This window comes from Pseudomonas sp. GW822-FHT07A10, assembly GCF_058798795.1.
In genome coordinates, this window is the sequence record NZ_JBXAKV010000001.1 from 724,872 (window position 1) to 748,491 (window position 23,620).

At 58.2% G+C, this 23,620-nt stretch carries 29 protein-coding genes; 14 read left to right on the forward strand and 15 right to left on the reverse strand.

Annotation, left to right across the window (positions count from 1 at the left end):
- Positions 1-44: 44 nt before the first annotated feature.
- Positions 45-533: a GyrI-like domain-containing protein gene (locus AC1RL4_RS03055; protein ID WP_019578786.1), complete on the forward strand. Its 489-nt coding sequence runs from the start codon at positions 45-47 to the stop codon at positions 531-533.
- On the opposite strand, the gene ada is transcribed toward AC1RL4_RS03055, so the two are convergent.
- The 5 genes from ada to AC1RL4_RS03080 all read right to left on the reverse strand — a co-directional run bounded on the left by ada (position 497) and on the right by AC1RL4_RS03080 (position 3,667).
- On the reverse strand, positions 497-1,570 hold the full coding sequence (ada, locus tag AC1RL4_RS03060) for a bifunctional DNA-binding transcriptional regulator/O6-methylguanine-DNA methyltransferase Ada (protein WP_026331630.1): 1,074 nt from the start codon (positions 1,568-1,570) through the stop codon (positions 497-499). The genes AC1RL4_RS03055 and ada overlap by 37 nt on opposite strands.
- Before the next feature lie 87 nt (positions 1,571-1,657).
- Complete coding sequence (gene alkB / locus AC1RL4_RS03065) at positions 1,658-2,338, reverse strand: DNA oxidative demethylase AlkB (RefSeq protein ID WP_204125353.1); 681 nt, start codon at positions 2,336-2,338, stop codon at positions 1,658-1,660.
- On the reverse strand, positions 2,328-3,038 hold the full coding sequence (locus AC1RL4_RS03070; RefSeq protein WP_019578789.1) for a 2OG-Fe(II) oxygenase: 711 nt from the start codon (positions 3,036-3,038) through the stop codon (positions 2,328-2,330). The genes alkB and AC1RL4_RS03070 overlap by 11 nt, the downstream gene beginning before the upstream one ends.
- A gap of 127 nt (positions 3,039-3,165) precedes the next feature.
- On the reverse strand, positions 3,166-3,336 hold the full coding sequence (locus AC1RL4_RS03075; protein ID WP_086945763.1) for a hypothetical protein: 171 nt from the start codon (positions 3,334-3,336) through the stop codon (positions 3,166-3,168).
- A 28-nt stretch (positions 3,337-3,364) separates the two neighbouring features.
- Positions 3,365-3,667, reverse strand: coding sequence for a DUF1883 domain-containing protein (locus AC1RL4_RS03080; protein ID WP_007900033.1), 303 nt, complete (start codon positions 3,665-3,667; stop codon positions 3,365-3,367).
- Positions 3,668-3,879: 212 nt separating this feature from the next.
- Here AC1RL4_RS03080 and AC1RL4_RS03085 point away from each other — a divergent pair, with 212 nt between their 5' ends.
- Together AC1RL4_RS03085 and AC1RL4_RS03090 are read left to right on the forward strand one after the other, a co-directional pair.
- Positions 3,880-4,236 (forward strand): hypothetical protein, encoded by a 357-nt coding sequence (locus tag AC1RL4_RS03085; RefSeq protein WP_019578790.1) that lies wholly within the window; start codon positions 3,880-3,882, stop codon positions 4,234-4,236.
- A gap of 72 nt (positions 4,237-4,308) precedes the next feature.
- Positions 4,309-4,539: a hypothetical protein gene (locus AC1RL4_RS03090; RefSeq protein WP_007935641.1), complete on the forward strand. Its 231-nt coding sequence runs from the start codon at positions 4,309-4,311 to the stop codon at positions 4,537-4,539.
- A gap of 13 nt (positions 4,540-4,552) precedes the next feature.
- Here the strand turns inward: AC1RL4_RS03090 and AC1RL4_RS03095 are convergent, their stop codons facing one another.
- On the reverse strand, positions 4,553-4,834 hold the full coding sequence (locus AC1RL4_RS03095) for a hypothetical protein (protein WP_018929069.1): 282 nt from the start codon (positions 4,832-4,834) through the stop codon (positions 4,553-4,555).
- 140 nt (positions 4,835-4,974) lie between these two features.
- Positions 4,975-5,163 (reverse strand): hypothetical protein, encoded by a 189-nt coding sequence (locus AC1RL4_RS03100; protein ID WP_007935646.1) that lies wholly within the window; start codon positions 5,161-5,163, stop codon positions 4,975-4,977.
- A 280-nt stretch (positions 5,164-5,443) separates the two neighbouring features.
- Here AC1RL4_RS03100 and galU point away from each other — a divergent pair, with 280 nt between their 5' ends.
- Both galU and gorA read left to right on the forward strand, forming a co-directional pair.
- Positions 5,444-6,283: a UTP--glucose-1-phosphate uridylyltransferase GalU gene (gene galU, locus AC1RL4_RS03105; RefSeq protein WP_003182953.1), complete on the forward strand. Its 840-nt coding sequence runs from the start codon at positions 5,444-5,446 to the stop codon at positions 6,281-6,283.
- A gap of 130 nt (positions 6,284-6,413) precedes the next feature.
- Positions 6,414-7,772, forward strand: a complete 1,359-nt coding sequence (gene gorA, locus AC1RL4_RS03110; protein ID WP_019578792.1) for a glutathione-disulfide reductase — start codon at positions 6,414-6,416, stop codon at positions 7,770-7,772.
- Here gorA and AC1RL4_RS03115 read toward each other — a convergent pair.
- Positions 7,769-8,788 carry a DNA-binding protein gene (locus tag AC1RL4_RS03115; RefSeq protein WP_493119076.1) on the reverse strand — a complete coding sequence of 340 codons (1,020 nt, stop codon included), beginning with the start codon at positions 8,786-8,788 and terminating at the stop codon, positions 7,769-7,771. The two genes, gorA and AC1RL4_RS03115, sit on opposite strands and share 4 nt — an antisense overlap.
- Before the next feature lie 185 nt (positions 8,789-8,973).
- Here AC1RL4_RS03115 and AC1RL4_RS03120 point away from each other — a divergent pair, with 185 nt between their 5' ends.
- From AC1RL4_RS03120 to ahpF, 3 genes are all read left to right on the forward strand, one after another.
- The gene (locus AC1RL4_RS03120) at positions 8,974-9,912 is read left to right on the forward strand and encodes a site-specific integrase (RefSeq protein ID WP_230173563.1); all 939 of its coding nucleotides are present in this window, start codon (positions 8,974-8,976) and stop codon (positions 9,910-9,912) included.
- Between the two features lie 138 nt (positions 9,913-10,050).
- Positions 10,051-10,614, forward strand: a complete 564-nt coding sequence (gene ahpC / locus AC1RL4_RS03125; protein ID WP_105345993.1) for an alkyl hydroperoxide reductase subunit C — start codon at positions 10,051-10,053, stop codon at positions 10,612-10,614.
- Between the two features lie 135 nt (positions 10,615-10,749).
- The gene (ahpF, locus tag AC1RL4_RS03130) at positions 10,750-12,312 is read left to right on the forward strand and encodes an alkyl hydroperoxide reductase subunit F (protein WP_019578794.1); all 1,563 of its coding nucleotides are present in this window, start codon (positions 10,750-10,752) and stop codon (positions 12,310-12,312) included.
- Positions 12,313-12,385: 73 nt separating this feature from the next.
- On the opposite strand, the gene gloA is transcribed toward ahpF, so the two are convergent.
- Positions 12,386-12,907 carry a lactoylglutathione lyase gene (gene gloA / locus AC1RL4_RS03135; protein ID WP_007935657.1) on the reverse strand — a complete coding sequence of 174 codons (522 nt, stop codon included), beginning with the start codon at positions 12,905-12,907 and terminating at the stop codon, positions 12,386-12,388.
- A 134-nt stretch (positions 12,908-13,041) separates the two neighbouring features.
- Here gloA and AC1RL4_RS03140 point away from each other — a divergent pair, with 134 nt between their 5' ends.
- Positions 13,042-13,566: a DUF4946 domain-containing protein gene (locus AC1RL4_RS03140; protein WP_026286641.1), complete on the forward strand. Its 525-nt coding sequence runs from the start codon at positions 13,042-13,044 to the stop codon at positions 13,564-13,566.
- 175 nt (positions 13,567-13,741) lie between these two features.
- On the opposite strand, the gene AC1RL4_RS03145 is transcribed toward AC1RL4_RS03140, so the two are convergent.
- From AC1RL4_RS03145 to AC1RL4_RS03155, 3 genes are all read right to left on the reverse strand, one after another.
- Positions 13,742-14,107, reverse strand: coding sequence for a histone-like nucleoid-structuring protein, MvaT/MvaU family (locus AC1RL4_RS03145; protein WP_007935661.1), 366 nt, complete (start codon positions 14,105-14,107; stop codon positions 13,742-13,744).
- 233 nt (positions 14,108-14,340) lie between these two features.
- A complete protein-coding gene (locus tag AC1RL4_RS03150; RefSeq protein ID WP_019578795.1) occupies positions 14,341-15,876 on the reverse strand; it encodes an EAL domain-containing protein in 1,536 nt (511 codons plus the stop codon).
- A gap of 103 nt (positions 15,877-15,979) precedes the next feature.
- Positions 15,980-16,852: a LysR family transcriptional regulator gene (locus tag AC1RL4_RS03155; RefSeq protein ID WP_019578796.1), complete on the reverse strand. Its 873-nt coding sequence runs from the start codon at positions 16,850-16,852 to the stop codon at positions 15,980-15,982.
- A gap of 78 nt (positions 16,853-16,930) precedes the next feature.
- Between AC1RL4_RS03155 and AC1RL4_RS03160 the strand changes: the two genes are divergently transcribed.
- Both AC1RL4_RS03160 and hppD read left to right on the forward strand, forming a co-directional pair.
- On the forward strand, positions 16,931-17,878 hold the full coding sequence (locus AC1RL4_RS03160; protein WP_230173565.1) for a DMT family transporter: 948 nt from the start codon (positions 16,931-16,933) through the stop codon (positions 17,876-17,878).
- Positions 17,879-18,124: 246 nt separating this feature from the next.
- The gene (hppD, locus tag AC1RL4_RS03165; protein WP_007935668.1) at positions 18,125-19,201 is read left to right on the forward strand and encodes a 4-hydroxyphenylpyruvate dioxygenase; all 1,077 of its coding nucleotides are present in this window, start codon (positions 18,125-18,127) and stop codon (positions 19,199-19,201) included.
- A gap of 67 nt (positions 19,202-19,268) precedes the next feature.
- On the opposite strand, the gene rarD is transcribed toward hppD, so the two are convergent.
- Positions 19,269-20,156: an EamA family transporter RarD gene (rarD, locus tag AC1RL4_RS03170; protein ID WP_019578798.1), complete on the reverse strand. Its 888-nt coding sequence runs from the start codon at positions 20,154-20,156 to the stop codon at positions 19,269-19,271.
- On the opposite strand from rarD, the gene AC1RL4_RS03175 reads away from it, so the two are divergent.
- The gene (locus AC1RL4_RS03175; protein ID WP_169342462.1) at positions 20,104-20,301 is read left to right on the forward strand and encodes a hypothetical protein; all 198 of its coding nucleotides are present in this window, start codon (positions 20,104-20,106) and stop codon (positions 20,299-20,301) included. The genes rarD and AC1RL4_RS03175 overlap by 53 nt on opposite strands.
- 50 nt (positions 20,302-20,351) lie before the next feature.
- Here the strand turns inward: AC1RL4_RS03175 and AC1RL4_RS03180 are convergent, their stop codons facing one another.
- Positions 20,352-21,365 carry an aldo/keto reductase gene (locus AC1RL4_RS03180; RefSeq protein ID WP_230173567.1) on the reverse strand — a complete coding sequence of 338 codons (1,014 nt, stop codon included), beginning with the start codon at positions 21,363-21,365 and terminating at the stop codon, positions 20,352-20,354.
- Positions 21,366-21,434: 69 nt separating this feature from the next.
- Positions 21,435-22,334, reverse strand: coding sequence for a LysR family transcriptional regulator (locus AC1RL4_RS03185; RefSeq protein WP_230173569.1), 900 nt, complete (start codon positions 22,332-22,334; stop codon positions 21,435-21,437).
- Between the two features lie 100 nt (positions 22,335-22,434).
- Between AC1RL4_RS03185 and AC1RL4_RS03190 the strand changes: the two genes are divergently transcribed.
- A complete protein-coding gene (locus tag AC1RL4_RS03190; RefSeq protein WP_028940660.1) occupies positions 22,435-23,151 on the forward strand; it encodes an SDR family oxidoreductase in 717 nt (238 codons plus the stop codon).
- Positions 23,148-23,522, forward strand: a complete 375-nt coding sequence (locus tag AC1RL4_RS03195) for a VOC family protein (protein ID WP_230173573.1) — start codon at positions 23,148-23,150, stop codon at positions 23,520-23,522. Before AC1RL4_RS03190 ends, AC1RL4_RS03195 begins: the two co-directional genes overlap by 4 nt.
- Positions 23,523-23,620: the final 98 nt, after the last annotated feature.

The following is a 23,620-nucleotide window of genomic DNA, read 5'->3' on the forward strand; positions in this document are numbered from 1 at the left end:
AATCAATCAAACAGACAAACTGTAGCGACAAGGAATATCGACCAATGGATGTAAAACTGCGCGAAGTGCAGCCCTTCAGCGTCTCGGGTTTGCAGGTGCGAACCCGCAATGCCGCAGAGCAGCAGCCGGATACCGCACGTATCGGCCCTATGTGGGAGCGGTTTTTCGTCGAGGATATTTTCGACAATATCGCCCACAAACAACCGGATTCCTTTATGTACGGCGTGTATTCCAACTACGAGTCCGACGCGTCAGGCCACTTCGATGTGACCGCGGGAGTGGCGGTCGCCGCACCCTCCGAGGGCTTTGCGCAGATTCAGGTTGAGGGCGGCGATTACCTGGTGTTCAGCGCCAAAGGGGCGATGCCCGATAGTGTGATTCAGGCCTGGGGCTTTATCTGGGCCTACTTCGAGGACAACCCGCAGGTTCACCGCAAGTTCGCCACGGACTTCGAGGTCTACACCGGGCCGGAGTCCGTGGCGGTCTATATCGGCATTCAGGACCCGGACGCGTTTTCGCGCTCCAGCAACTGACGCTTGCGTTCCACGCCCCAGCGATAGCCCGACAGGTTGCCGTCGCTGCGCACCACGCGATGGCAAGGGATCGCCACCGCCAAACTATTCGCGCCACAGGCCTGGGCCACGGCGCGCATGGCTTTTGGCGCGCCGATGCGCTTAGCGATATCGGCGTAACTGGCGGTGCTACCGGCGGGAATCTCCCGCAGGGCTTGCCATACCCGCTCTTGAAACGCTGTGCCGCGTACATCCAGCGGCAAGTCCAGGCCGAGGGCCGGGGCTTCGATAAAGCCGACGACCTTGGCGATCAACTGCTCGAACTCATGATCGGCGCCAATCAGGTTGGCGCGACGAAACTTGTCCTGCAGGTCGCAGACCAGTTGATGCGGGTCGTCGCCCAGCAGAATCGCGCAGACTCCGCGCTCACTTTGTGCCACCAGAATCGCTCCCAGAGAGCACTGGCCGACGGCAAAGCGAATGTCGTTGTTCTGCCCGGCCGCGCGATAGTCGCCGGGTGTCATGCCGAGCAATTGATCCGCTGCCTCATAGAAACGGCTGTTGGAATTGAATCCGGCGTCATACAGCGCATCGGTAACCGTGCCGCCATCGGTCAGGCGCTCGCGAACCTTGCGTGAACGATGGGCGGTGGCGTAGCCCTTGGGCGTCAGGCCAGTGATGGCTTTGAATACACGATGGAAGTGGAAACTGCTCAAACCGGCTGCCTCCGCCAGCTCATTCAACGCCGGTAACGTTTCGGCGGATTCGATTTGACGGCACGCGGCGGCCACGGTCGCGGCATGTTGGGCGGCGACGTCGCTGTGATCTTTCGCGGCCCGTTTGCTGGGGCGATAACCCGCCGCCTGAGCTTGCTCGGCCGTGTCGAAGAATTCGACGTTCTGCGGTTTCGGCAGGCGTGCCAGGCTGCTGGGGCGGCAGTAGATACCGGTGGTTTTCACCGCATACACAAACTGCCCGTCGGCACGTGGATCGCGCGCGACCACGGCGGCCCAGCGAGGATCGTTTTCGGTGGCGATTGTTGGCGATTGAGTTGTCATGGCTTCATGTCCGTTGACCCGTTTCATGCAGATTAACCAGCCGGCACCGACGCCACACTCCGGGTCTTGCGGTCGAATTCGACTGCATCATCGCGCAGTACGAAAAGTGAAATTGATCCGCTGTTCGCCCAGCCGCGGATGCTGGCCTTCCTTGATCGGCAATACGCCGTGGTAACGCAAACGGTCCACGCCGCCCCAAACCACGATATCACCGTGAAACAGTGGCACCCGCTGGCTTTTGGCGCTGCGTTCGAAGCCGCCGAACAGGAACGTCGCCGGTAACCCCAAAGACACCGACACGATGGGGGCGGTGTAGGCGTTTTCGTTTTTGTCCTGATGCAACGACATCCTGGCCCCAGGAACATAGCGGTTGATCAGGCAGGAATCCGGTACGAACGCCATAAACCCGGCCTCTCGCGCCGCCGCCTGGGCCAGTTCGAAAAACACCTCGGGCATTTCAGGCCAGGGCGCGCCGGTTTGCGGATCGTTGCGGGTGTATTGGTAGCCGTTGCGGTCGGTGGTCCAGCCCCAGGTGCCGCAACTGCTCAAGGCCACCGACATGGTAAAGCCACCGGGTGTGACCATCTGCCGAAACGGCGCCGCTGTCAGAACCGCCTCCAGCGCCGGTAGTAACCGGTCGAGCCAGGGCAGGGCAAAGCCCCTGAGGACGTAGGATTGTTCGCCGATTTGCTCGCGCCTGGGCTGCTGCTCGGGTTCGGCGTCGGCAAACAGATCGAAGGTGATCGGGTTCATGGGCTCATAGCGCATCGTGAAAGATGATTCCAAGGGTATGCCGTTTTCCACTGTGCAGGCGACTCACCCCATGACGCAGGGTCACTCGGTAATAGCCGCGAACGCCTTTAACCGGGCGCTGATTCACGGCAAAAATCAACGCGTCACCTTTCTTCAGTCCGATGACTTGCGGGCGCGATTGCATCCGTGGGCGTTGTTCGGTCAGCACAAATTCGCCACCGGTAAAGTCCTCTTCCGGTTCTGACAGCAGAATCGCCACTTGCAGCGGAAATACGTGTTCGCCGTACAGATCCTGATGCAAGCAGTTGTAGTCCTGCGCGCCGTATTGCAGCAATAAAGGTGTCGGGCGTTCCTGACCGGCGGCATGGCAGCGTTGCAGAAACGCTTCATGGGATTCGGGGAAACGGGTCGGCAAATCCATGCATTCGTACCAGCGATTGGCGATGGGAACCAGTCGAGGGTAGAGCGCGCTGCGCAACCGGGCCACCGGATCCGGTAGCGGATATCTGAAGTATTTGTACTCGCCACGGCCAAAACCGTGGCGCGCCATCACCACTTTCGAGCGAAAGGGTTCGGGGCAGTCGTACAGGGCGCTTATTTCATCGCAGGTCTTATGGCTTAAAAGCGATTTGATGATCGCGCAGCCATCCTGGTCGAGTTGCTGCGTAAGCGCGCCCCAGTCGAGGGCATCGTGGTGAATCGGATCGGTAAACAAGGGTTCTGACTCCTTGACCAAAAGGTCGAGGCGGCCAGTTTAGTGAGCGTTGCGAGAGCGGGCACTCCGGCGCTTGCGGTCGAATTCGCGAGGGGAGCAGACGTCCATGTTGTCGCTCCAGATCGCGTTACAGCGCTTTGCTGACGCTGATCTCGCTGATGACGTCTTCGCTCTGGCCATGCAGCTTGTCCAGCGCAGCCTTGGCTTCTTCTGCGGTGCCGTTTTCAAGCTGGGCGAATTCGAAGCGACGCTCGCCGTTGAGTTTGTATTTGATGACGTATTTGGTCGTCTGGGCCACGGTCATACCTGTCTGTTCTGGTGTGGGTTCAGCTCAGCTTCGAGCTGGAGCGGCGGATGATCTTGATCGAGTGCGTCAGGGTCGGTTTGCGGGTCACGCTGATCGGCCGGCGGTTGACCGTGTCGATGGTGATGTTCCAGAAACCGGTGCTCGGCGCGGTGATCCGGGCCGGGAAGGTGTCGAATGCGCCACCGTGATACGTGTGACGGCCGCCGTTCTTGAAACTGCGGAAGTTGGCGTCGTTCATCAAACGGATGTTGCACATTTGGGAGCACTGAATGACGACGATGTCGTCTTCGTTGAGGTGCTCGCGCTGGTGGATAAATTTCATGAGGCGCCTCCAGAAGGGCTTTTTCTACAAAATCAAAACGATAGCATGGGCGATTGGCGCAGTTTATCAGCCCGAACAGGTTATTATCTGGCTGTCGGGGTCCGCTTTGACAATTAAAAACAGTTATTTGGAATTCTATGAGCGATAAAAGCAGGGAGCCTTGGAGAAAAACAGCATTTGTGCTGTCGGAGGGTCTTTATCGGAGGTTTCATATGAAATGGGGTGTTCTGGTCGTACCGTTTGCATTGGCAGTGGGTGGATGTGCGACGGTCTCGGACATCACTGCATCGTTGCCTACCATGAACGTGATTTCAGGCAAGAAGCCCCATGAGTACGCCCAGTGCCTGGTCGAGAAGTTGGCCAGTAGCCGTGGGGCCCTGCAAGTCGAGCCGCAAAAGGATGGCATGCGGGTGATTGTGCCGCAGAAGTTCTCCTCGGGGCCGGCAGCGGTGTTTGACATTGAAGACCGCTCCGGTGGCAGCAGCATCAAACTGCATGAGCGCATCTCCAATGTACCGTTGCGCCCATGGGATGTGCGCAATGCCGCCACCGCGTGCATTTCTGGCTGATAGACTACCCTCGGTCAGCATCGATGCCGTCAAAGTCGCACTTTGACGGCATTGTCATTTCTGGAGTCGAGCATGAAACGAGAGCAGGTGCGGGAGCGCCACGCAGAGGGTCATATCTCTGCCACCCATGTGATTCAGAACCCGGCGAATCCGGGGGAGTGGATCGTATTTTTCAAGAAAAGCGCCGGGCGCAGTTTTTTCCTGGTGGATGACAACGATGAAGTCGAGTCCTTCAGCCGCCTTGACGATTTGATCGAGACCGTACGCGGGCTCGGGATCAAGTTCGCCGAAATCCATATGTAGGGCAATCGGTGCCCTACTTGCAGACCACCACCACACTGCGGTTCTTGTAATTGCCGACGTCGACGCCCAGGGTTTTGTCGCTTTCCTTGGTCGAAGGTGTACCGTCGGTACCGACAATCCGATAGCCGGTGCCGGCGCAAGAGGCATCGGCTTTTTCGTAGCAACTGGCCCAGGCGTTGGCTTCTCCAGAGCAGTCGATGGTCAGGCCTTGCTCGCCATTTTTCAGGTAAGTCGTTTCGGACGTGGCGCAGCCACTCAGGGCCAGTACCGCAATCAGTGGCAAGAATCTTTTCATGTCGTGGTCGTCGTCAGTGATGGGGGCTAAACGCTATGACAGCGGCTGCAACGAAAGGTTATAGCGATTGGCCACTTCGTTGCAGGCATTCACAAAAAAGCCCTGTGCAAAGACAGGGCTGCGGTCGCGCCAGGTTCAGCTCAAGGCTTGTCCTTGCCGCGCCGCTTGGGTGCTGCGGGTTGATCCTGCAACACCGATGCCACTTCAATCGCCAACGCTTCTGTAGGGAACGGCCCGGCAATATTCTCGCCGCCGACGCTGTCTATCCACCACTGGCCGTCTTTCGCCTGATTGATCAGGTACCCGTTGACGCTTTTTGCTGCCGACATCTATCTGCCTCGTTGGCTGGTTCAGGTGCGCAATGATAGCGCCAAATGCCCTCAACGGGTGCCGATGGGTGTAGGGTGGGGCAGATTGTCGCTAGACTGATGGCCGCGCAGGTCGTCGATCTCTGCTATCTATAAGACGTTGTGCAGCTTATCTGCGGAACTATCCATCAGAATATTTCTCTATGATGGCGTCGGTTAGCCAGTGCGGGGCATTGTAAGGTGCACGCCGCCTGATTAGACTGCGCCGAAACTCGTACACACAGCCCTTTCAAGGACTTATATGATCAAGAAATGCTTGTTCCCAGCAGCCGGTTACGGTACTCGCTTCCTGCCAGCGACTAAAGCCATGCCCAAAGAAATGCTGCCGGTGGTAAACAAGCCACTGATCCAGTACGGCGTCGAAGAAGCACTGGATGCCGGGTTGACCGAAATCTCCATCGTCACCGGTCGCGGCAAACGCGCCCTGGAAGACCACTTCGACATCAGCTACGAGCTGGAAAACCAGATCAAGGGCACTGACAAGGAGAAATACCTGGTCGGCATCCGTAAACTGCTCGACGAGTGCTCGTTCTCCTACACTCGACAGACCGAAATGAAAGGCCTGGGCCACGCGATCCTGACCGGCCGTCCACTGATTGGCGACGAACCTTTCGCCGTAGTACTGGCGGACGACTTGTGCGTCAACCTCGAAGGCGACGGCGTACTGACCCAGATGGTCAAGCTGTACAAGCAGTTCCGCTGCTCGATCGTGGCCATCCAGGAAGTCGATCCTCAAGAGACCAACAAGTACGGCGTGATTGCCGGCGAGATGATTCGCGACGACATCTATCGCGTTCACAGCATGGTCGAGAAGCCAAAACCTGAAGATGCACCGTCGAACCTGGCGATCATCGGCCGTTACATCCTGACCCCGGACATCTTCGACCTGATCGAACAGACCGAGCCAGGCAAGGGCGGCGAAATCCAGATCACCGACGCCCTGATGAAGCAAGCGCAAAACGGCTGCGTCATGGCCTACAAGTTCAAAGGCAAGCGTTTCGACTGCGGTGGCGCTGAAGGCTACATCGACGCGACCAACTTCTGCTTCGAGAACTTCTACAAGACTGGCAAGGCTTACTGATAGCGGCCTGACCTGCTTGTATTGAAAAGCCACCTTCGGGTGGCTTTTTCATTTTTCGGCCCCAAATAGTTTGCAACGCTTGCCCAAAGGGCGCTCGCAGGTATGCTGGTGTCCTGCCGAGGAGATAGAAATGGCCTACGATTTTGACCTATATGTGATTGGTGCCGGTTCCGGCGGTGTGCGGGCTGCGCGGTTCGCGGCCGGTTTTGGTGCGAAAGTCGCCGTGGCCGAGAGCCGTTATCTGGGCGGTACGTGCGTGAACGTCGGCTGTGTGCCGAAAAAGCTGCTGGTCTACGGCGCGCACTTCGCCGAAGACTTCGAGCAATCGCAAGGTTTTGGGTGGACCCCAGGCGACGCAAAATTCGACTGGGCGACGCTGATCGCCAACAAGGATCGCGAGATCAATCGCCTGAACGGCATTTATCGCAATCTTCTGGTCAATAGCGGTGTGACCTTGCATGAAGGTCACGCGAAAATCGTCGATCCGCACCAGGTTGAGATCAATGGCGAGCGTTACACCGCCAAAAACATCTTGATTGCCACCGGTGGCTGGCCGCAGATCCCGGAGATTCCGGGGCGCGAGCATGCGATCAGCTCCAACCAGGCGTTCTTCCTTAAAGAGCTGCCCAAGCGTGTTCTGGTGGTCGGTGGTGGTTACATTGCAGTGGAGTTTGCCGGGATTTTCCACGGGCTGGGCGCCGAGACCACGCTGCTGTATCGCGGTGATCTGTTCCTGCGTGGCTTCGACGGCGCAGTGCGCAAGCATTTGCAGGAGGAGCTGACCAAGCGCGGCATGAACCTGCAATTCAATGCCGACATCGAGCGTATCGACAAACAGGCCGATGGCAGCCTGAAGGCGACGCTCAAGGATGGTCGTGAGCTGGAGGCGGATTGCGTGTTCTACGCCACCGGTCGGCGTCCGATGCTCGACAACCTGGGGCTGGAAAACACCGGGGTCAAACTCGACAAGAAAGGTTTTGTCGAGGTGGATGAACAGTATCAAACCGCTGAACCGTCAATCCTGGCCCTCGGTGATGTGATTGGTCGGGTACAGCTCACGCCGGTTGCTCTGGCCGAAGGCATGGCCGTGGCGCGGCGTTTGTTCAAACCTGAGCAATATCGCCCGGTGGATTACAAGATGATCCCGACCGCCGTGTTCAGCTTGCCGAACATCGGCACTGTCGGCCTCACCGAAGAAGAAGCGCGAGAGGCCGGGCACGATGTGGTGATCTTCGAAAGCCGTTTCCGGCCGATGAAGCTGACCCTGACCGAATGCCAGGAGCGTACCTTGATGAAACTGGTGGTGGACGCCAAGACCGACAAGGTCCTGGGTTGCCACATGGTCGGCCCGGACGCTGGTGAGATCGTGCAAGGGCTGGCGATTGCCCTCAAGGCGGGCGCGACCAAGCGCGACTTCGACGAAACCATCGGCGTGCATCCGACGGCCGCCGAAGAGTTCGTCACCATGCGCACGCCGGTCGCGGGTTAATCGTTCTTCTGTGGCGCTGATGCGTCTGGCGCTGTCGCAACGACAACGGCCAGGCGCACGCTTTCATCCAGCCTTGCCTGCAACTTGATCAGTTCAACTTCCAGCGCTTTGTTGATGTGCGTCTGCTCGTCAATGTTCTGCTTGAGCGACTGGCTTTCCAGCAAGGCAATGCGCAAGCGTTCCTGGAGGAGGGTGCGTTCGCTGTCGATGCGGGTGACCTGTTCCAGTAACTGATCCTGTCGGCTGTTGGTGTGCTTGAGTTGCTCCTGCAACAGGCTCAACTCCCGCAGCGTGCCCCGGTTTTCGGTCAGCAGACGCTCGTTGTCGCGATGCAGTTGGGTGATTTCATCCTGGCGTACCAGTGCGCTTTGCTGGGCCTGACGCAATTCCATCTGAATCTGCTGCACCTGACCTTCATGGCGTCGCTGTTCCTGCTCGCGCTGATCTTTGACGGCGTTGCGGTAGTGCTCCAGTGCTTCGCGGGCGTGCAGGTGTTTTTCTTCCAGTGAGCGGATCTGCTCGTCCTTGTCCTGCAAGCGTAATTCGAAATCGGCCAGTGCCTGGTTCAGCCCGGCGTTGCGGGTTTGCTCGGTTTGCAGCATCGAGCGAGTGTCGTGCAGTTCAGCCGATTCCTGGGTCAGTGCCAGGCTTTGAATTTCGTATTGCTGCTGCAATTCGGTATTGGCCTCGCGGGCCTCGTGCAGCTGGGTTTCCAGCTCTTTTCGTTGTTGTTCGAACTGCGCGCGTGCCTGGTCGATGGGTTCTTGCGCCTGCTCTTTCAGGCGTTGCGCCAGCCGCGCCACCAGGGCCGTCAGCTCATCATCGATCGGTTCGGAAGGTGCTGGTGCGGGTTCGGCGCCGTCGTCGAGCTCTTTCAGATAGCGATGGATCGTGGTTTTCGAGCCGGTATTGCCCATTTCGATCCGCACTGCGTCGATGCTCGGATGCTCGCCCCGGGCGAGGATTGCCGAGCGTGCCGCTTGCACCAGTGCCTTGTTTACGCCGCCACGTGCCATGTGTTCTCCTACGATTTGATACTGTGGTACGTACCACTAATATGCGCAATGTACCATGCCATGAATAAAGTTAAAAACTTGTAATAGCTGATGCGGGATATACTGGTATTACCCCGTGTGATTAGCTGTAGACCGGGTTTTCAATCGCCAACGCGGTACGTTTTCGAGCACAGAGCACAGAGCCCATGACCGATCTGGATCGCTACCTGCAAGCCGCCACCCGTGACAACACCCGTCGCAGCTATCGCGCGGCCATCGAGCACTTCGAAGTCAGTTGGGGTGGGTTCCTGCCGGCGACCAGCGATAGCGTTGCGCGATACCTGGTTGCACATGCGGGCGTGCTGTCGATCAATACCTTGAAGTTGCGCTTGTCCGCGCTAGCCCAGTGGCACAACAGCCAGGGGTTCGCCGATCCAACCAAGGCCCCGGTGGTGCGCAAGGTGTTCAAAGGCATTCGCGCATTGCACCCGGCCCAGGAAAAACAGGCTGAGCCGTTGCAGTTGCAGCATCTGGAGCAAGTGATCGCCTGGCTGGAGCAGGAAGCGCAATCCGCCAGGGCGCAGGGCGATCGAGCGGGATTGCTGAGAGCCAGGCGCGACACCGCACTGATCTTGCTGGGCTTCTGGCGTGGTTTTCGTAGTGATGAGTTGTGCCGCGTGCAGATCGAGCATGTACAAGCCAGCGCCGGTTCAGGCATTACCCTCTACTTGCCACGCAGCAAGGGCGATCGCGAGAACCTCGGGCAGACTTACCAGACACCCGCCTTGCAGCGCCTGTGCCCGGTGCAGGCCTACATCGAATGGATTACCGAAGCCGCGTTGGTCCGTGGCCCCGTGTTTCGTGGGATCGATCGCTGGGGCCATTTGAGCGAGGAGGGCTTGCACGGCAATAGCGTGATCCCGTTGTTGCGCCAGGCACTGGAGCGCGCTGGCATTGCGGCCGAGCACTACACCAGTCACTCCCTGCGTCGTGGCTTCGCCACCTGGGCCCATCAGAGCGGTTGGGATTTGAAGTCGTTGATGAATTACGTGGGCTGGAAGGATGTGAAGTCAGCCATGCGCTATGTTGAAGCCAGCCCGTTTCTCGGGATGACCCGAATCGCTGAAAAGCCGTTGGCGCTGTAGATCACGTTTTCTTCTATTAATACGCTCGGCTAATAGCGAAAACAAATCAGCAGCATCAGGTTTGCCAATGAGCCAACCGGCGATCGGGTGGGTAGGATTCACCACATCAACTTCTTAACCCCTGACGGAGAGTCACCGATGCCTATCATCAACAGCCAAGTTAAACCGTTCAAAGCTACCGCCTACAAAAACGGCGACTTCGTACACGTGTCGGACGCTGACCTGAAAGGCAAGTGGTCTGTCGTTTTCTTCTACCCAGCTGACTTCACCTTTGTTTGCCCGACCGAACTGGAAGACCTGGCTGACAACTACGCCGAGTTCCAAAAACTGGGCGTCGAGATCTACAGCGTTTCCACCGATACCCACTTTGCCCACGCTGCCTGGCACAACACTTCGCCAGCCATCGGCAAAATCCAGTACACCATGATCGGCGACCCGACTCACGTCATCTCCCGCAACTTCGACGTGCTGATCGAAGAAGCAGGCCTGGCTGACCGTGGCACTTTCGTGATCAACCCGGAAGGCCAGATCAAAATCGTTGAACTCAACGATGGCGGTGTTGGTCGTGACGCTTCCGAGCTGCTGCGCAAAATCAAGGCCGCTCAATACGTCGCTGCTCACCCGGGCGAAGTGTGCCCAGCCAAGTGGAAAGAAGGCGAAGCCACTTTGGCTCCGTCCCTGGACCTGGTCGGCAAGATCTAAGTCTGTGACGCGCTTCATCAGGGCGGAGCTCCGCACCTACTAAGTAAGCTGCACCGCCCCATAAAACGCCCGGGCGAGATTCGCTCGGGCGTTTTTTTTCGACTTCTTTTTATCAAATACATGGAAATCGCCCGTATGTTGGACGCCAATCTTAAAGCCCAGTTGAAATCGTACCTGGAACGGGTCACTCAGCCGATCGAGATCGTTGCCTCCCTCGACGACGGTGCGAAATCCCAGGAAATGCTCGCGTTACTCAAAGACGTTGCCAGTCTTTCCACCCAGATTACTTTGCTCGACAACGGTAACGATGCGCGCAAACCATCGTTCTCGATCAATCGCCCGGGAGCCGATATCAGCCTGCGTTTCGCCGGCATCCCGATGGGCCACGAATTCACATCCCTGGTGTTGGCCCTGCTGCAAGTCGGCGGCCACCCATCGAAAGCCAGCGCCGAAGTGATCGAGCAGATCCGCTCGCTCAAAGGCGAGTTCAATTTCGAGACTTACTTCTCGCTGTCCTGCCAGAACTGCCCGGATGTGGTTCAGGCGCTGAACCTGATGGCCGTGCTGAACCCGAACATCCGCCACGTCGCCATCGACGGCGCGCTGTTTCAGGCCGAAGTTGACGAGCGCCAGATCATGGCCGTGCCAAGCGTTTACCTGAACGGCGTGAACTTCGGCCAGGGTCGCATGGGCCTGGAAGAAATCCTCGCCAAGATCGACACCAGCGGTATCGAGCGTCAGGCCGAGAAGATCAGCGCCAAGCAAGCCTTCGACGTACTGGTCGTCGGCGGTGGCCCGGCCGGTGCTTCGGCGGCAATCTACGCCGCTCGTAAAGGCATTCGCACCGGTGTGGCGGCTGAACGTTTTGGTGGCCAGGTGCTCGACACCATGGCCATCGAGAACTTCATCTCCGTGCAGGAAACAGAAGGGCCGAAACTGGCCGTGGCGCTGGAAGAACACGTCAAACAGTACGACGTGGACATCATGAACCTGCAACGCGCCGACAAGCTGGTGCCGGGCAAAAACGGTGAACTGCACGAAATCCATTTCGCCAGCGGCGCGTCCTTGAAAGCCAAGACCGTGATCCTCGCCACCGGCGCGCGCTGGCGTGAAATGAACGTTCCGGGTGAGCAGCAATACCGCAACAAGGGCGTGGCGTACTGCCCGCACTGTGACGGTCCGCTGTTCAAAGGCAAGCGTGTGGCGGTGATCGGTGGCGGTAACTCCGGCGTCGAAGCAGCCATCGACCTGGCGGGGATCGTGTCCCACGTAACGCTGCTGGAGTTCGACGTACAACTGCGTGCCGATGCGGTGTTGCAGCGCAAGTTGCACAGCTTGCCGAACGTCACCGTGATCACCAGTGCGCAAACCACTGAAGTGACCGGCGACGGCCAGAAGGTCAACGGCCTGCGCTACAAGGATCGTCAGTCGGACGAGCTGCGTACTGTCGAGCTGGAAGGGATCTTCGTGCAGATCGGTCTGCTGCCTAATACCGATTGGCTCAAAGGCACCATCGAGCTGTCGCCGCGCGGCGAGATCATTGTCGATGCCCGTGGTGAGACGTCGATCCCCGGCGTGTTCGCGGCCGGCGACGTGACCACCGTGCCGTACAAGCAGATCGTGATTGCAGTAGGCGAGGGCGCCAAGGCTTCCCTGAGCGCATTCGATCACTTGATCCGTACCTCGGCGCCGGCATAAACGCCGAAGCTGAAAACACAAAACCCCATGAGCGATCATGGGGTTTTTTGTGGGTGGATCTTTTGATTTTGATTTACAGCGGTGCCGGCTGAATGATCTCGACCCAGTAACCATCCGGGTCCTTGATGAACGCCAGGCTCTTCATGCGACCGTCGTTCAGGCGTTTCTGGAAATCGCAGCCCAGGGCTTCAAAACGTTCGCACGCGGCGCGGATGTCTGGCACCGAGATGCAGATATGGCCGAAGCCGCGCGGGTCGGTGTTGCCGTTGTGGTAGGCGAAATCCGCGTCGTTCTCGGTGCCGTGGTTGTGGGTCAGTTCGAGAATGCCGGGGATCGATTTCATCCACTCGGTGCGGGCAGCGGCATCGGCCGGGATCTGGTTCTTATCGACCAGCGCCAGGAAGTACAGGCTGAACTCGGCTTCCGGGAAATCACGCTTTTCTACCAGCGAGAAACCCAGCACGCGGGTGTAGAAATCCAGCGACCGGGTGATGTCCTTGACCCGCAGCATAGTGTGGTTGAAGACGAACTTCTGGGTGGCGGTGTCAGGTTGGGCGGTCACACCAGGAAATGTATTGAGTTCATGCAGGCTCATGGGCCCTCCGGAAATTCCAAGAATGCTCACAATGATACGCAAGGGTCCTGGCATCGCCAAACCAAAACCGCAGGCTTGCCTGCCGGGCGGGTGAAGCTCAGACTTCGCGGCTCAATCCGTGAGTGTTCATTACAATGATCCGACCCTGTCAATTGATGTTCGTCCTGATGTGTCTGCTTTCAGGTGTTACCCGTGCTGATGCAGAAGCTCCGGTCGTGACCTGGCCCAATGGATGGACTGTCGAGACCGTTCCGCAAGACGAGGCCAAGCCTCAGGTTTCCCGGCAGCGCGCGGTAAAAAACGACCAGGACGGGACACCGGTAATGGTGATGGAGTTGACCATGACTCAAGTGGAAAGCGGTCATCAGGTGAATCTGGAAGGTGTGTTACTGGAAATGCGCAAGTCCGTGCAGAAGGACTTTTTTCAGGGCGGCTATCAGAGCGTCTGCAACAAAATTCATCCGACTGCCTTGAGCCGGTTATCGGCGCTGGAAACTACCTGCACCATTACCCAGAACGGTCGACATGTGTTGTCTCAAACATTGGTCGCCGCAGTGGACGGCGATAAAGCCTATGTTCTTTCCTACGCGGGGCAGGCTGAGGTTTATAAGGCAAGTCAGGGCGACATAGAGGCAGCTCGAAACAGCTTGAAACTTTAGTTTAAGGTTTCTGTATCCACGTTTTTGAGCATGGCCCGGATTTTTAGATAGCCAAACGGATTAAGCACAAAGTTAGTCAGTCTATAGCGAGTTGATCGGCGACTATCGTCGCATTTTAGACGGCATCCATGAAAAAGCCCTGCATTGGCAGGGCTTTTTTTATTACCGTGAGCGCTTAGGCACGCAGCCAGGAGTCAACGGTGGCTGCACCGTATTGTTCCTTCCAGGCTTTCAGGCCGCGGTGGTTACCGCCCTTGGTTTCAATCAGTTCACCGGTGTGCGGGTTCTGATAAACCTTGACCACGCGAGCGCGGCGGGTTTTAGGCGCTGTTGCCTGCTGCAGGCCGGATTTCGCCGGGTGCGGGTCGAGAATGGCGATGATGTCGCGCAGGCTCTTGCCGTAGGTTTTCATCAGCCCCTGGAGCTTTTCTTCGAATTCGATTTCTTTCTTGAGCCCGGCATCGTTTTTCAGCGATTCCAACTGCTTGAGCTGTTCTTGAAGGGCCTTTTCAGCTGCACGGAATTCAGCGAGTCTGGACAATATCTTTACTCCAATAGTGTGTTTGGCTGAAACCAACCGCAAACAAAGCTATAAGCCAAGAGCCTTGAAGCGACTCGGTGATAATGACACGCCTGCCGATTTTGCACAGGTATGAAAAATTGTAGTAGTTAAATGGCCAAGAGTAAATCCTGACTTTTTCTTCATGTAACAAGAGTAGTCTTTTGATTCAATTTGGTGCGCATCATCATGGTCTCGGCGCTTAACGTGACTAGTTAATGATCACTTAATGCACTAATGAATTCTGCTCCGGGCATCGGCCGACCGAACAGATAACCTTGCAGAAAGTTCACGCCATGGGTGGTCAGATAGTCACTTTGCTCCTCGGTTTCCACACCTTCGGCGACGATACCCAGATCGAGTTTGGCCGAGAGTTCGATGATGCTGTCCAGAATGTGCCGGGAGAGGGCGTCGACACCGATCATGGCGACAAAGCTCTGGTCGATTTTCAGGAAGTCCACATTGAACTGACGCAAGTAACCGAGGCTTGAATGGCCGGTGCCGAAGTCGTCGATGGCGATCATCACGCCCAGCGCGCGAAGCTGTTCGAACAACTGCAGAGTGACGGCTGTCGGTTCGACCAGTTCGCGCTCGGTCAACTCCAGCACCAGGTGGACACTGCCCGGTGCAAAAGCGCTGAGGAATTCACGGCAGTCTTCGACCAGTTCCAGGTCCCGGCAATGACTGGCGGTGATGTTGATGCCAATGTGGAACGGCCCGTCGAACGATGCCGACAAGGGCGCCAGCAATGTGGCGGTTTGTTGCATCAGCGAGCGGGTCATCGGCACGATCAGCCCGGAATGTTCGGCAAACGGGATGAACAGATCCGGACGCACCAGGCCTTCCCTGGGATGTTTCCAGTGCATCAATACTTCGGTGCCGGACCACCGCTTATTGTCGCCATGCACCACGGGCTGAAAGTAAGGAATGAATTCTGCTGCCTCCAGCGCCCGCTGCATTTCACGGCTGGGCGACATCGAGCGCTTCTGCAGCACATGCCCGATCGAACCTGACACCATGCCGAAGAACATCAACAGACTGAACAGTGGCGGGTATTCACTACGCATGTAACGCCAGGTTTCTCCTTCGGGGAAACCTGCGGCCACCGTAAAGGCATAACGCGAGGACGTCAGCGTACTTTGTGCTACCGGCAAGGCGGGCGGGGCGTCCTCGTGAACTTTGCCGTCGGCAGACAACCAGTTGGGACCGACTTGTAGCAACAGTAATGTCTTGCGGCCGATCAGGCGCAATTCGTTGCTCAGGTGATAACCGTTCAGCGTGGTCAATGCCCCTTTATTTCCTTCGCTGAGCCGATACACCAACAGCGCGGTATTGGGCGTGACGGGGTTGCCGTTCATGAGCCATAACTGGCCTTGGGTGTAGTCGCCGGGATTGACCTTTTCCTGATATTCACCGAACAACGAACTGCAATAGAGGTTGTCGTCCCACACCAGGTTGGTCGAGCGCACGAAGGGCCGGCGCGTAACTTGTTCGCGCAAGGCCAGTTTGACGTCATTGCAGTTTTTGCCAGCCAGCGGCAGTAGTTCTTGCGCGGCTTGGGCGGTGTTGTCGAGCATCAGTTCGAATTGGCGAATGGATTCTTCGCCAGTCAGTTCAGTACTCTGCTTGAGGGTACGTTCAGCCTGCAGATAGAGAATGGCGACTCCCAGCAACACCGGGAGCAATCCGCTCAAAACAGTCACAGTGATCCGGGTACCACGCTTGCGGCGACTTTTGACGTTCAGTGGCATTCGCAAATCCATCGCGATAAAAGAGGGCTCTCAAAGGTTGGCAGGTCGACATGCCTCCCAAAAGAGTTCAGCCATGATAGTTGGCTATCGGCCCTTATGCCGGTCAACCTTTAATCAATCTTGAGGCCAGTTTAATAAAGGCCAGCGTCGCGGGGGATGACTGACGCTGATCGAGCACCGCCAGACCAACCTGGCGGCTGATGGGGGGTGACAGTGGCTTTTTCACGTAGCGGCTGTCGTTGCCATCGGGCAGTGAGCCTTCGGCGACGACGGTCAGGGCATCGCCACGACCTACCGTGTCCAGCGTGCTGAGCAACTGCGAGCAGCGATACCGAATGTTCGGCGTCAATCGCGCCGTATTGAACAGGCGCGACACCAGCTCCGAAGACCCAGCCTCGGTCAGCACAAAAGGGTCGCGGCACAAGTCGCTCAAACTCACGCTGTCGCGACCGGCCAGTGCATGATCGGCAGGCAGCAGCGCGACCATCTGGTCTTCGATCAGTGCAATCGTGTCAAAACGTTCCTGGGGTAACACCACGAAACCAATATCGATACGCCGTTCTTCCAGCCACTGGATCACCTGGCGATCCGGCCCTTCATCGATATGAACCTCGATGCCCGGATGCGAGGCGCGGTAGTGCTGCAAGATCCTGGGCAACAGCTTGATTGATGAGGTCGGGCCGAACGAGCCGATACGCAGAGTGCCGGTTTTCATCCCGCGTGAATCGGCCGCCTCCTGACGCAAAGTGTTGGCCAGCCCGAGCATTGCCCGAGCGCGCAGTAATAGCTGCTGGCCGATATCACTGAGCTCGACCTGGGACTGATGCCGACGCAACAGTTCGACGCCCAATTCCTGTTCCAGCGACTTGAGTGCGTGGGAGACCGCAGACTGGGAAATCTCTAAACGATGGGCGGCCGCCGTGAAGCCGCGCAGTTCGGCCACCAGCGAGAAAATCTCGAGTTGAGTGAGGGTCATGAGCTTTTACTCATTTTACGATGATCGATCATTAGTCGAATGATACGCCACATGCCCGATTTCTGGCGGTGGAGACTTATGACTACGTGTGAACAGACCCTTGCGAACCCTTCGGATGTGCCGGTTTATCTGAAACTGGCGGCGGTCACCATGATCTGGGGCGGGACGTTCGTCGCCGGGCGGTTTCTGGCCGACAGTCTCAGTCCGTTATTCGCTGCGAGTCTGCGGTTCCTGCTGGCGAGCGTGGCGTTGCTGTTGTTCCTGCTGCTGGCACGGGTGCCCTTGGTGCGACCCAGCCCCAGGCAATGGTTGCAATTGGCGCTGTTGGGATTCTTCGGGATTTTCTTCTACAACCTGTGCTTCTTTTACGGGCTGCATTACATCAACGCGTCTCGGGCATCGTTGATCGTTGCGTTGAACCCGGCCGTGATCGGCCTGGCTTCGTGGCTGCTGTTCAAGGAGCGGCTGAGTCGGGCGAAAGTGGCCGGTATCGCGATCTGCATTGCCGGCGCCAGCCTGGTGATTGTCAGCCGCAATCCGCAGTTACTGGCCGGCAACGCCGATGCCTGGATTGGCGATTTGTTGATCTTCGGCTGCGTGCTCGGCTGGGGCATTTATTCGCTGTTCTCCAAAGGCCTGAATCAAACACTGGGGCCGGTGCAGACGGTGACGTACTCGATTTTGCTCGGCACGCTGATGCTCTGGGTGACCAGCGCCGTGCGGGGCGAGTTGAGTGTCGCGGCGCTCACCGGGCTCGGCGCACAACAATGGTTGAGCCTGATGTACCTGGGCGTGCTGGGTTCGGCATTGGCCTACATTGGTTATTACGACGGCATCCGCAAAATCGGCGCGACGCGCTCGGGCGTGTTCATCGCCTTGAACCCGTTGACGGCTGTTCTTCTTGGCGCGTTGTTGCTGGGCGAACAGCTGACACTGGTGATGTGCCTGGGCGGCGGGCTGATCCTGGCGGGGATTTTCCTGTGCAACAAACCGCTTGCGCAGGCCACGAAAAAGGGGAATGTATAAGAAGGCGGACAAACTGATTTACGCTGTGTAGAATCCGGTTACGCATACAATAATAATCGTCTTCTGGCAGCAGAAGCCTCGCCCGCAAGAGCCTTGGGTCGACAATGAAGATATTCGGGTTTCAATTGATCTACGGTGACTTCCTCGCCCGCAGCGTGAGGGGCATCTCCTGCGCGCCACCCGCCGGCCTCAGCATTGCTAGCAACTAACGATCCGTTAATTCTAAAAGCATGATGAGGCGCCAAAATGGCAGATTTATACGAAAACCCAATGGGCCTGATGGGCTTTGAGTTCATCGAATTCGCATCGCCGACCCCGAACACCCTGGAGCCGATCTTCGAGATCATGGGCTTCACCAAGGTCGCGACCCACCGTTCCAAAGACGTGCACCTGTATCGCCAGGGCTCGATCAACCTGATCCTCAACAACGAACCCCACAGCGTGGCCTCGTACTTCGCGGCCGAGCACGGCCCGTCGGTGTGCGGCATGGCGTTCCGGGTCAAGGATTCGCAAAAGGCCTACAAGCGTGCCCTGGAACTCGGCGCCCAGCCGATCCACATCGAAACCGGCCCGATGGAACTGCACCTGCCGGCGATCAAAGGCATCGGCGGCGCGCCGTTGTACCTGATCGACCGTTTCGGTGAAGGCAGCTCGATCTACGACATCGACTTCGTGTTCATAGAAGGCGTTGACCGCAACCCGGTCGGCGCCGGTCTGAAGATCATCGACCACCTGACCCACAACGTGTATCGCGGTCGCATGGCCTACTGGGCCAACTTCTACGAGAAGCTGTTCAACTTCCGCGAAATCCGTTACTTCGACATCAAAGGCGAATACACCGGCCTGACATCCAAGGCGATGACCGCGCCGGACGGCATGATCCGCATCCCGCTGAACGAAGAGTCGTCCAAGGGCGCCGGGCAGATCGAAGAGTTCCTGATGCAGTTCAACGGCGAGGGCATCCAGCACGTGGCGTTCCTCACCGATAACCTGATCGATACTTGGGACCGCCTTAAGAAAATCGGCATGCGCTTCATGACGCCGCCGCCGGACACCTACTACGAAATGCTCGAAGGCCGTTTGCCGAACCACGGCGAGCCGGTTGATCAACTGCAAGCACGGGGCATCTTGCTGGACGGTTCGTCCGAGCCTGGCGACAAGCGTCTGCTGCTGCAGATTTTCTCGGAAACCCTGATGGGGCCGGTGTTCTTCGAGTTCATCCAGCGTAAAGGCGACGATGGTTTCGGCGAAGGCAACTTCAAGGCACTGTTCGAGTCCATCGAGCGCGACCAGGTTCGTCGCGGTGTGCTCTCTACCGATTAAGCCGTTCCTGATATGAAAAAGCCCGGTCAGCAGCAATGCTGGCCGGGCTTTTTTTTGAATCATGCAATTACATTGGCCGGCGTCGTTGCCGGACCAGATGCTTGAACCCCTCAAACACCAACACCACCACCGCCAGCCAGATCGGAATGTAAGTCAGCCATTCGCCGGCCTTGATGCTTTCCCCCAACAGCAACGCAACGCCCAGCAACAGCACGGGCTCGACGTAACTCAACAACCCGAACAGGCTGAACGGCAGCAGCCGGCTGGCAATGATGTAGACCACCAGCGCCGAAGCGCTGATCACCCCGAGCAGCGGAATCAACAGCGACAGCCACGGATGTTGATCGAACACGCCAAACCCTTGTTCACCGCCCTGCACGAACCAGAACGCCACTGGCAGCATCAACGCCATGTCCAGCCAGAGCCCGCCAAGGTTGTCCGTGGCCAAGCGTTTGCGCAGGATGAAATAGATTGGATAGCCGATCACCACCAGCAACGTCGCCCAGGAAAAACCGCCGACCTGATACAACTCGTTGAGCACGCCGAGGCTGGCGAAGAACACGGCGATTTTCTGCAGGTAGGAAAGGCGCTCGCCATAGACGATTCGCCCGGTCAGGACCATCGACAGCGGCAACAGGAAATACCCCAGCGACACGTCGAGGCTATAACCGTTGAGCGGCGCCCACATGAACAACCAGAGTTGCAGGCCCAGCAGCACTGCCGAGCCGATCAGGGCGATGAGCAACTTCGGCTTGGCGGCCAGCCGCCGAAGAATCTCGACCACGCGTTTCCATTCGCCGGACACCACCATGAACACGGTCATGCATGGCGCGGTCAGCAACATCCGCCAACCGAAAATCTCCACGCCACTCAAGGGGGAGAGCAGTGAGGTGTAGTAATACATGACGGCAAACAGCATCGAGGCTGTGACCGATAGAGCGATACCTTTAGACAAACTGTCCTCGCGGGTTGAAGGTCAAACGGGGCGCGCAGGATACGTGGTTTTTGTGCTGAATATTGGCCGGGTGATCGATATTTTCAACATCGCGGTGGATGTTGCAGGCAAGCCTGCTCCCACAAGTAACTTCATCGAAGCATAGTCAGCAGATCGACACAGAACCTGTGAGAGCGAGCCTGCCCGCGATAAACCTCAAGCCGAACGCGGTTTACGTCCCGGCACAAAATGGCTCACATCATTGAACCCCGGCGTCGACGCATGCCCCGGTGTCACCAGCGAATCGATAAAGGCTTCATCTTCCGCCGTGATTTTCACCGCCTGGGCCTTGGTGTACCCGTCCCATTGTTCTTCGGTGCGCGGGCCGACGATGGCCGAGGTGACGGCGCTGTTGTTCAGCACCCAGGCGATGGCGAACTCGACGATGCCCACGCCACGGTCCTGGGTGTATTGCTGGATCTGCTGGGCAATGCGCAAAGACTCAACCCGCCATTCGGTTTCCAGGATGCGTTTGTCCTGGCGACCGGCACGGCTGTTGGCGTCCGGTGTCACATCTGGCGCGTACTTGCCGCTGAGCACACCGCGCGCCAGCGGACTGTAAGGCACCACGCCGAGGCCATAGTTTTGCGCGGCGGTGATCTGCTCGGTTTCCGCCTGACGGTTGACGATGTTGTACAGCGGCTGGCTGATCACCGGCCTGTCGACGCCGAGTTTGTCGGCCAAACGAATCACTTCGGCGATACGCCAGCCACGGTAGTTCGACAGGCCCCAGTAGCGGATCTTGCCCTGACGAATCAGATCGCCGATGGCCGACACCGTGACTTCCAGCGGCGTGTTGTGGTCTTCGCGGTGCAGGTAATAGATGTCCAGATAATCGGTGCCCAACCGCGTCAGGCTGGCGTCGATGCCATTGAACAGGTGCTTGCGGCTCAAACCGCTGCGGTTCGGCACACCGTCCACCGGGCCGAAGCCGACCTTGGTGGCGAGCACCCATTCGTGGCGGTGGCTGGCGATCGCTTCGCCGACGATCTCTTCGGAGCGGCCATTGGTGTACACGTCCGCGGTGTCGATGAAGTTGATGCCCTGGTCCCAGGCCTTGCCGATGATCCGCAGGGAATCTTCGGTGCTGGTCTGTTCGCCGAACATCATGGTGCCCAATGTGAGGGTAGACACCTGTAAACCCGAATGACCCAGCGTGCGATAGCTCATGACGAAATCCTTTTACCGGTGAGAAAGCCTCAATCAAATACCAAGAACCGCAGCGCGGAGCAATCTGAATTATCGACGCAGTGCCTCACAACGCTCCTGCAAAAACGCTTGCAGCACTTTGACCCGTTCCGACACCTGTACCCGATGCGGGCACAGCAAATTGAACGGCACGCTTTCGCCTTGCCAGTCATCGAACAGCGTCACCAGGCGCCCGGCCCGCACATCGGTGGCGACGTCGAGCCAAGCCTTATAGGCGATGCCATGCCCGGCCAAGGCCCAGCGGCGGGCAACTTCGCCGTCGTCGCTGAGGTAGTCGCCGTGCACCTGAACCTCCATCACTTCATCGCCACGGCTGAAACGCCACTGGTTGTAGGGCCGGCCATCGCGCAGGTAGAGCAGGGCGCTGTGTTCGCTCAGTTCCGCCGGGGTTAACGGCACGCCGCACCGGGCCAGATACTCGGGGCTGGCGCAGGCCACGCGGCGATGCTGCGGCAGAATCGGCAGCGCCACCAACGTCGAGTCACTCGGCACACCGAAGCGCAGAGCCACATCGACTGTCTCGCGGAACAGATCGGCATGGCGATCGTTGAGCAGTAGCTGAAATTGAATGTGCGGATGCTCGCGTTTGAAGTCGTCAAGCCACGGCAACAGCACGTTGCGCCCGAAGTCCGACGGCGCGGCCAGTTGCAGCACGCCGCTCAAGCCTTGGGTTTGTTGCTTGAGCGCCTGCTCACCTTCGGCCAGCGCGGCGAGCGCCAGTCGCACACTTTCCAGATAACGCCGGCCTTCTTCGGTCAGGCGCATGCTTCGTGTGGAACGGGCCAGCAAGCGGATGCCGAGGCGAGTTTCCAGGCGTTTGAGGGCGATGCTGGCCGCCGCCGGGGTCAGTTCCAGGGCGCGGGCGGCGGCGGAAATGCTGCCGGAGTCGGCGGTGCGAACGAAGATCTCCAGATCGAGAATCGAGCTCATTGGTAAAAATCCTTTAAAGATCCTTCTGATTTACCGGGATTTTTCTTCGATTGGCAACCGGAGAAGATTGAATCTCCCTAACTCGACCGGAGATCGGCTCATGACACAACTCAACGCTTCCTTGCTCAATCAGACTGTAGTGGTGATCGGTGGCAGCAGCGGAATAGGCGCAGCCGTCGCCCGGGCCGCAGCCGAGCGTGAGGCCCGTGTGGTCGCGGTGAGTCGCCGCCAGCCAGCGGTCGACCATGATGCAAAGATTCGACACGAAGCGGCGGACGTCACCGATGAAGCGTCGTTGCGACAGCTGTTCGAGCGCATCGGCCCTTTCGATCATCTGGTGATCACGGCCGGTCCGAGTGTGAGTGCCAAACCGCTGGTCGACAGCGATTTGCAGCACGCTCAACAGGCCTTCGACGTCAAATTCTGGGGCACGCTGCGGGCGATCCAGGTCGCGCTGCCATACCTGAGCGCGCGTGGCAGCATCACGCTGACCTCGGGTCTGTTGTCACGCAAATTCGTCGCCGGGCAGTTCATCAAAACCACCTTGAATGCGGCGCTGGAGGCCTTGGGCAAGCAACTGGCCAAGGAACTGGCACCGCGCCGGGTCAACGTCATAAGTCCCGGCGTGACCGACACCGAGGCTTACTCCGGTATGGATGAAACGCAACGCGCCGCGATGTTTGCCCGTACCGCCGCCGCATTGCCGGTGGGCCGGGTCGGCACCCCGCAAGATCTGGCGGCAGCGTTTATTCTGGCCATGGAAAACGGCTTTATCAGCGGCACCGTCATCGACGTCGACGGAGGAGGGTTGCTATGAATTGGCACTTTGATCATCTGGCCTTCAACACCCCCGACGGGCAACCGTTGCAGGAGGCCTTCGGTTCGTTGTTGGGATTGGCGCCGGGACGCCGCCCGCCATTCCCGTTCCCCGGACGCTGGTTGTATCAGGATGCGCAGGCGCTGGTGCATGTGATCGAACAGCCGACGTTCGATGAGACGGCGTTGAGCCACATTGCCTTTCGCACCGATGAGGAGGCTGCCACGGTGTTGCGACGGGTGCAGGCCAGCGGTTTGCCGTATCAGGTGGCGCAGGTGCCGGAAGACGGGATCTGGCAGATTTTCGTGCAGATGCCGGGTGGGTTGGTGATTGAGCTGGATGCCAAAGCAGGAAGTCTGGTGGGTGTTTAACGGCGATGTTTAAAAGACATTTCCAGATACTCACTGAGGCTACATGTTCTTGCGCCGCTGCCTACGACTGCGCCAGAATCCGCCGGCTAGTGCGCCTT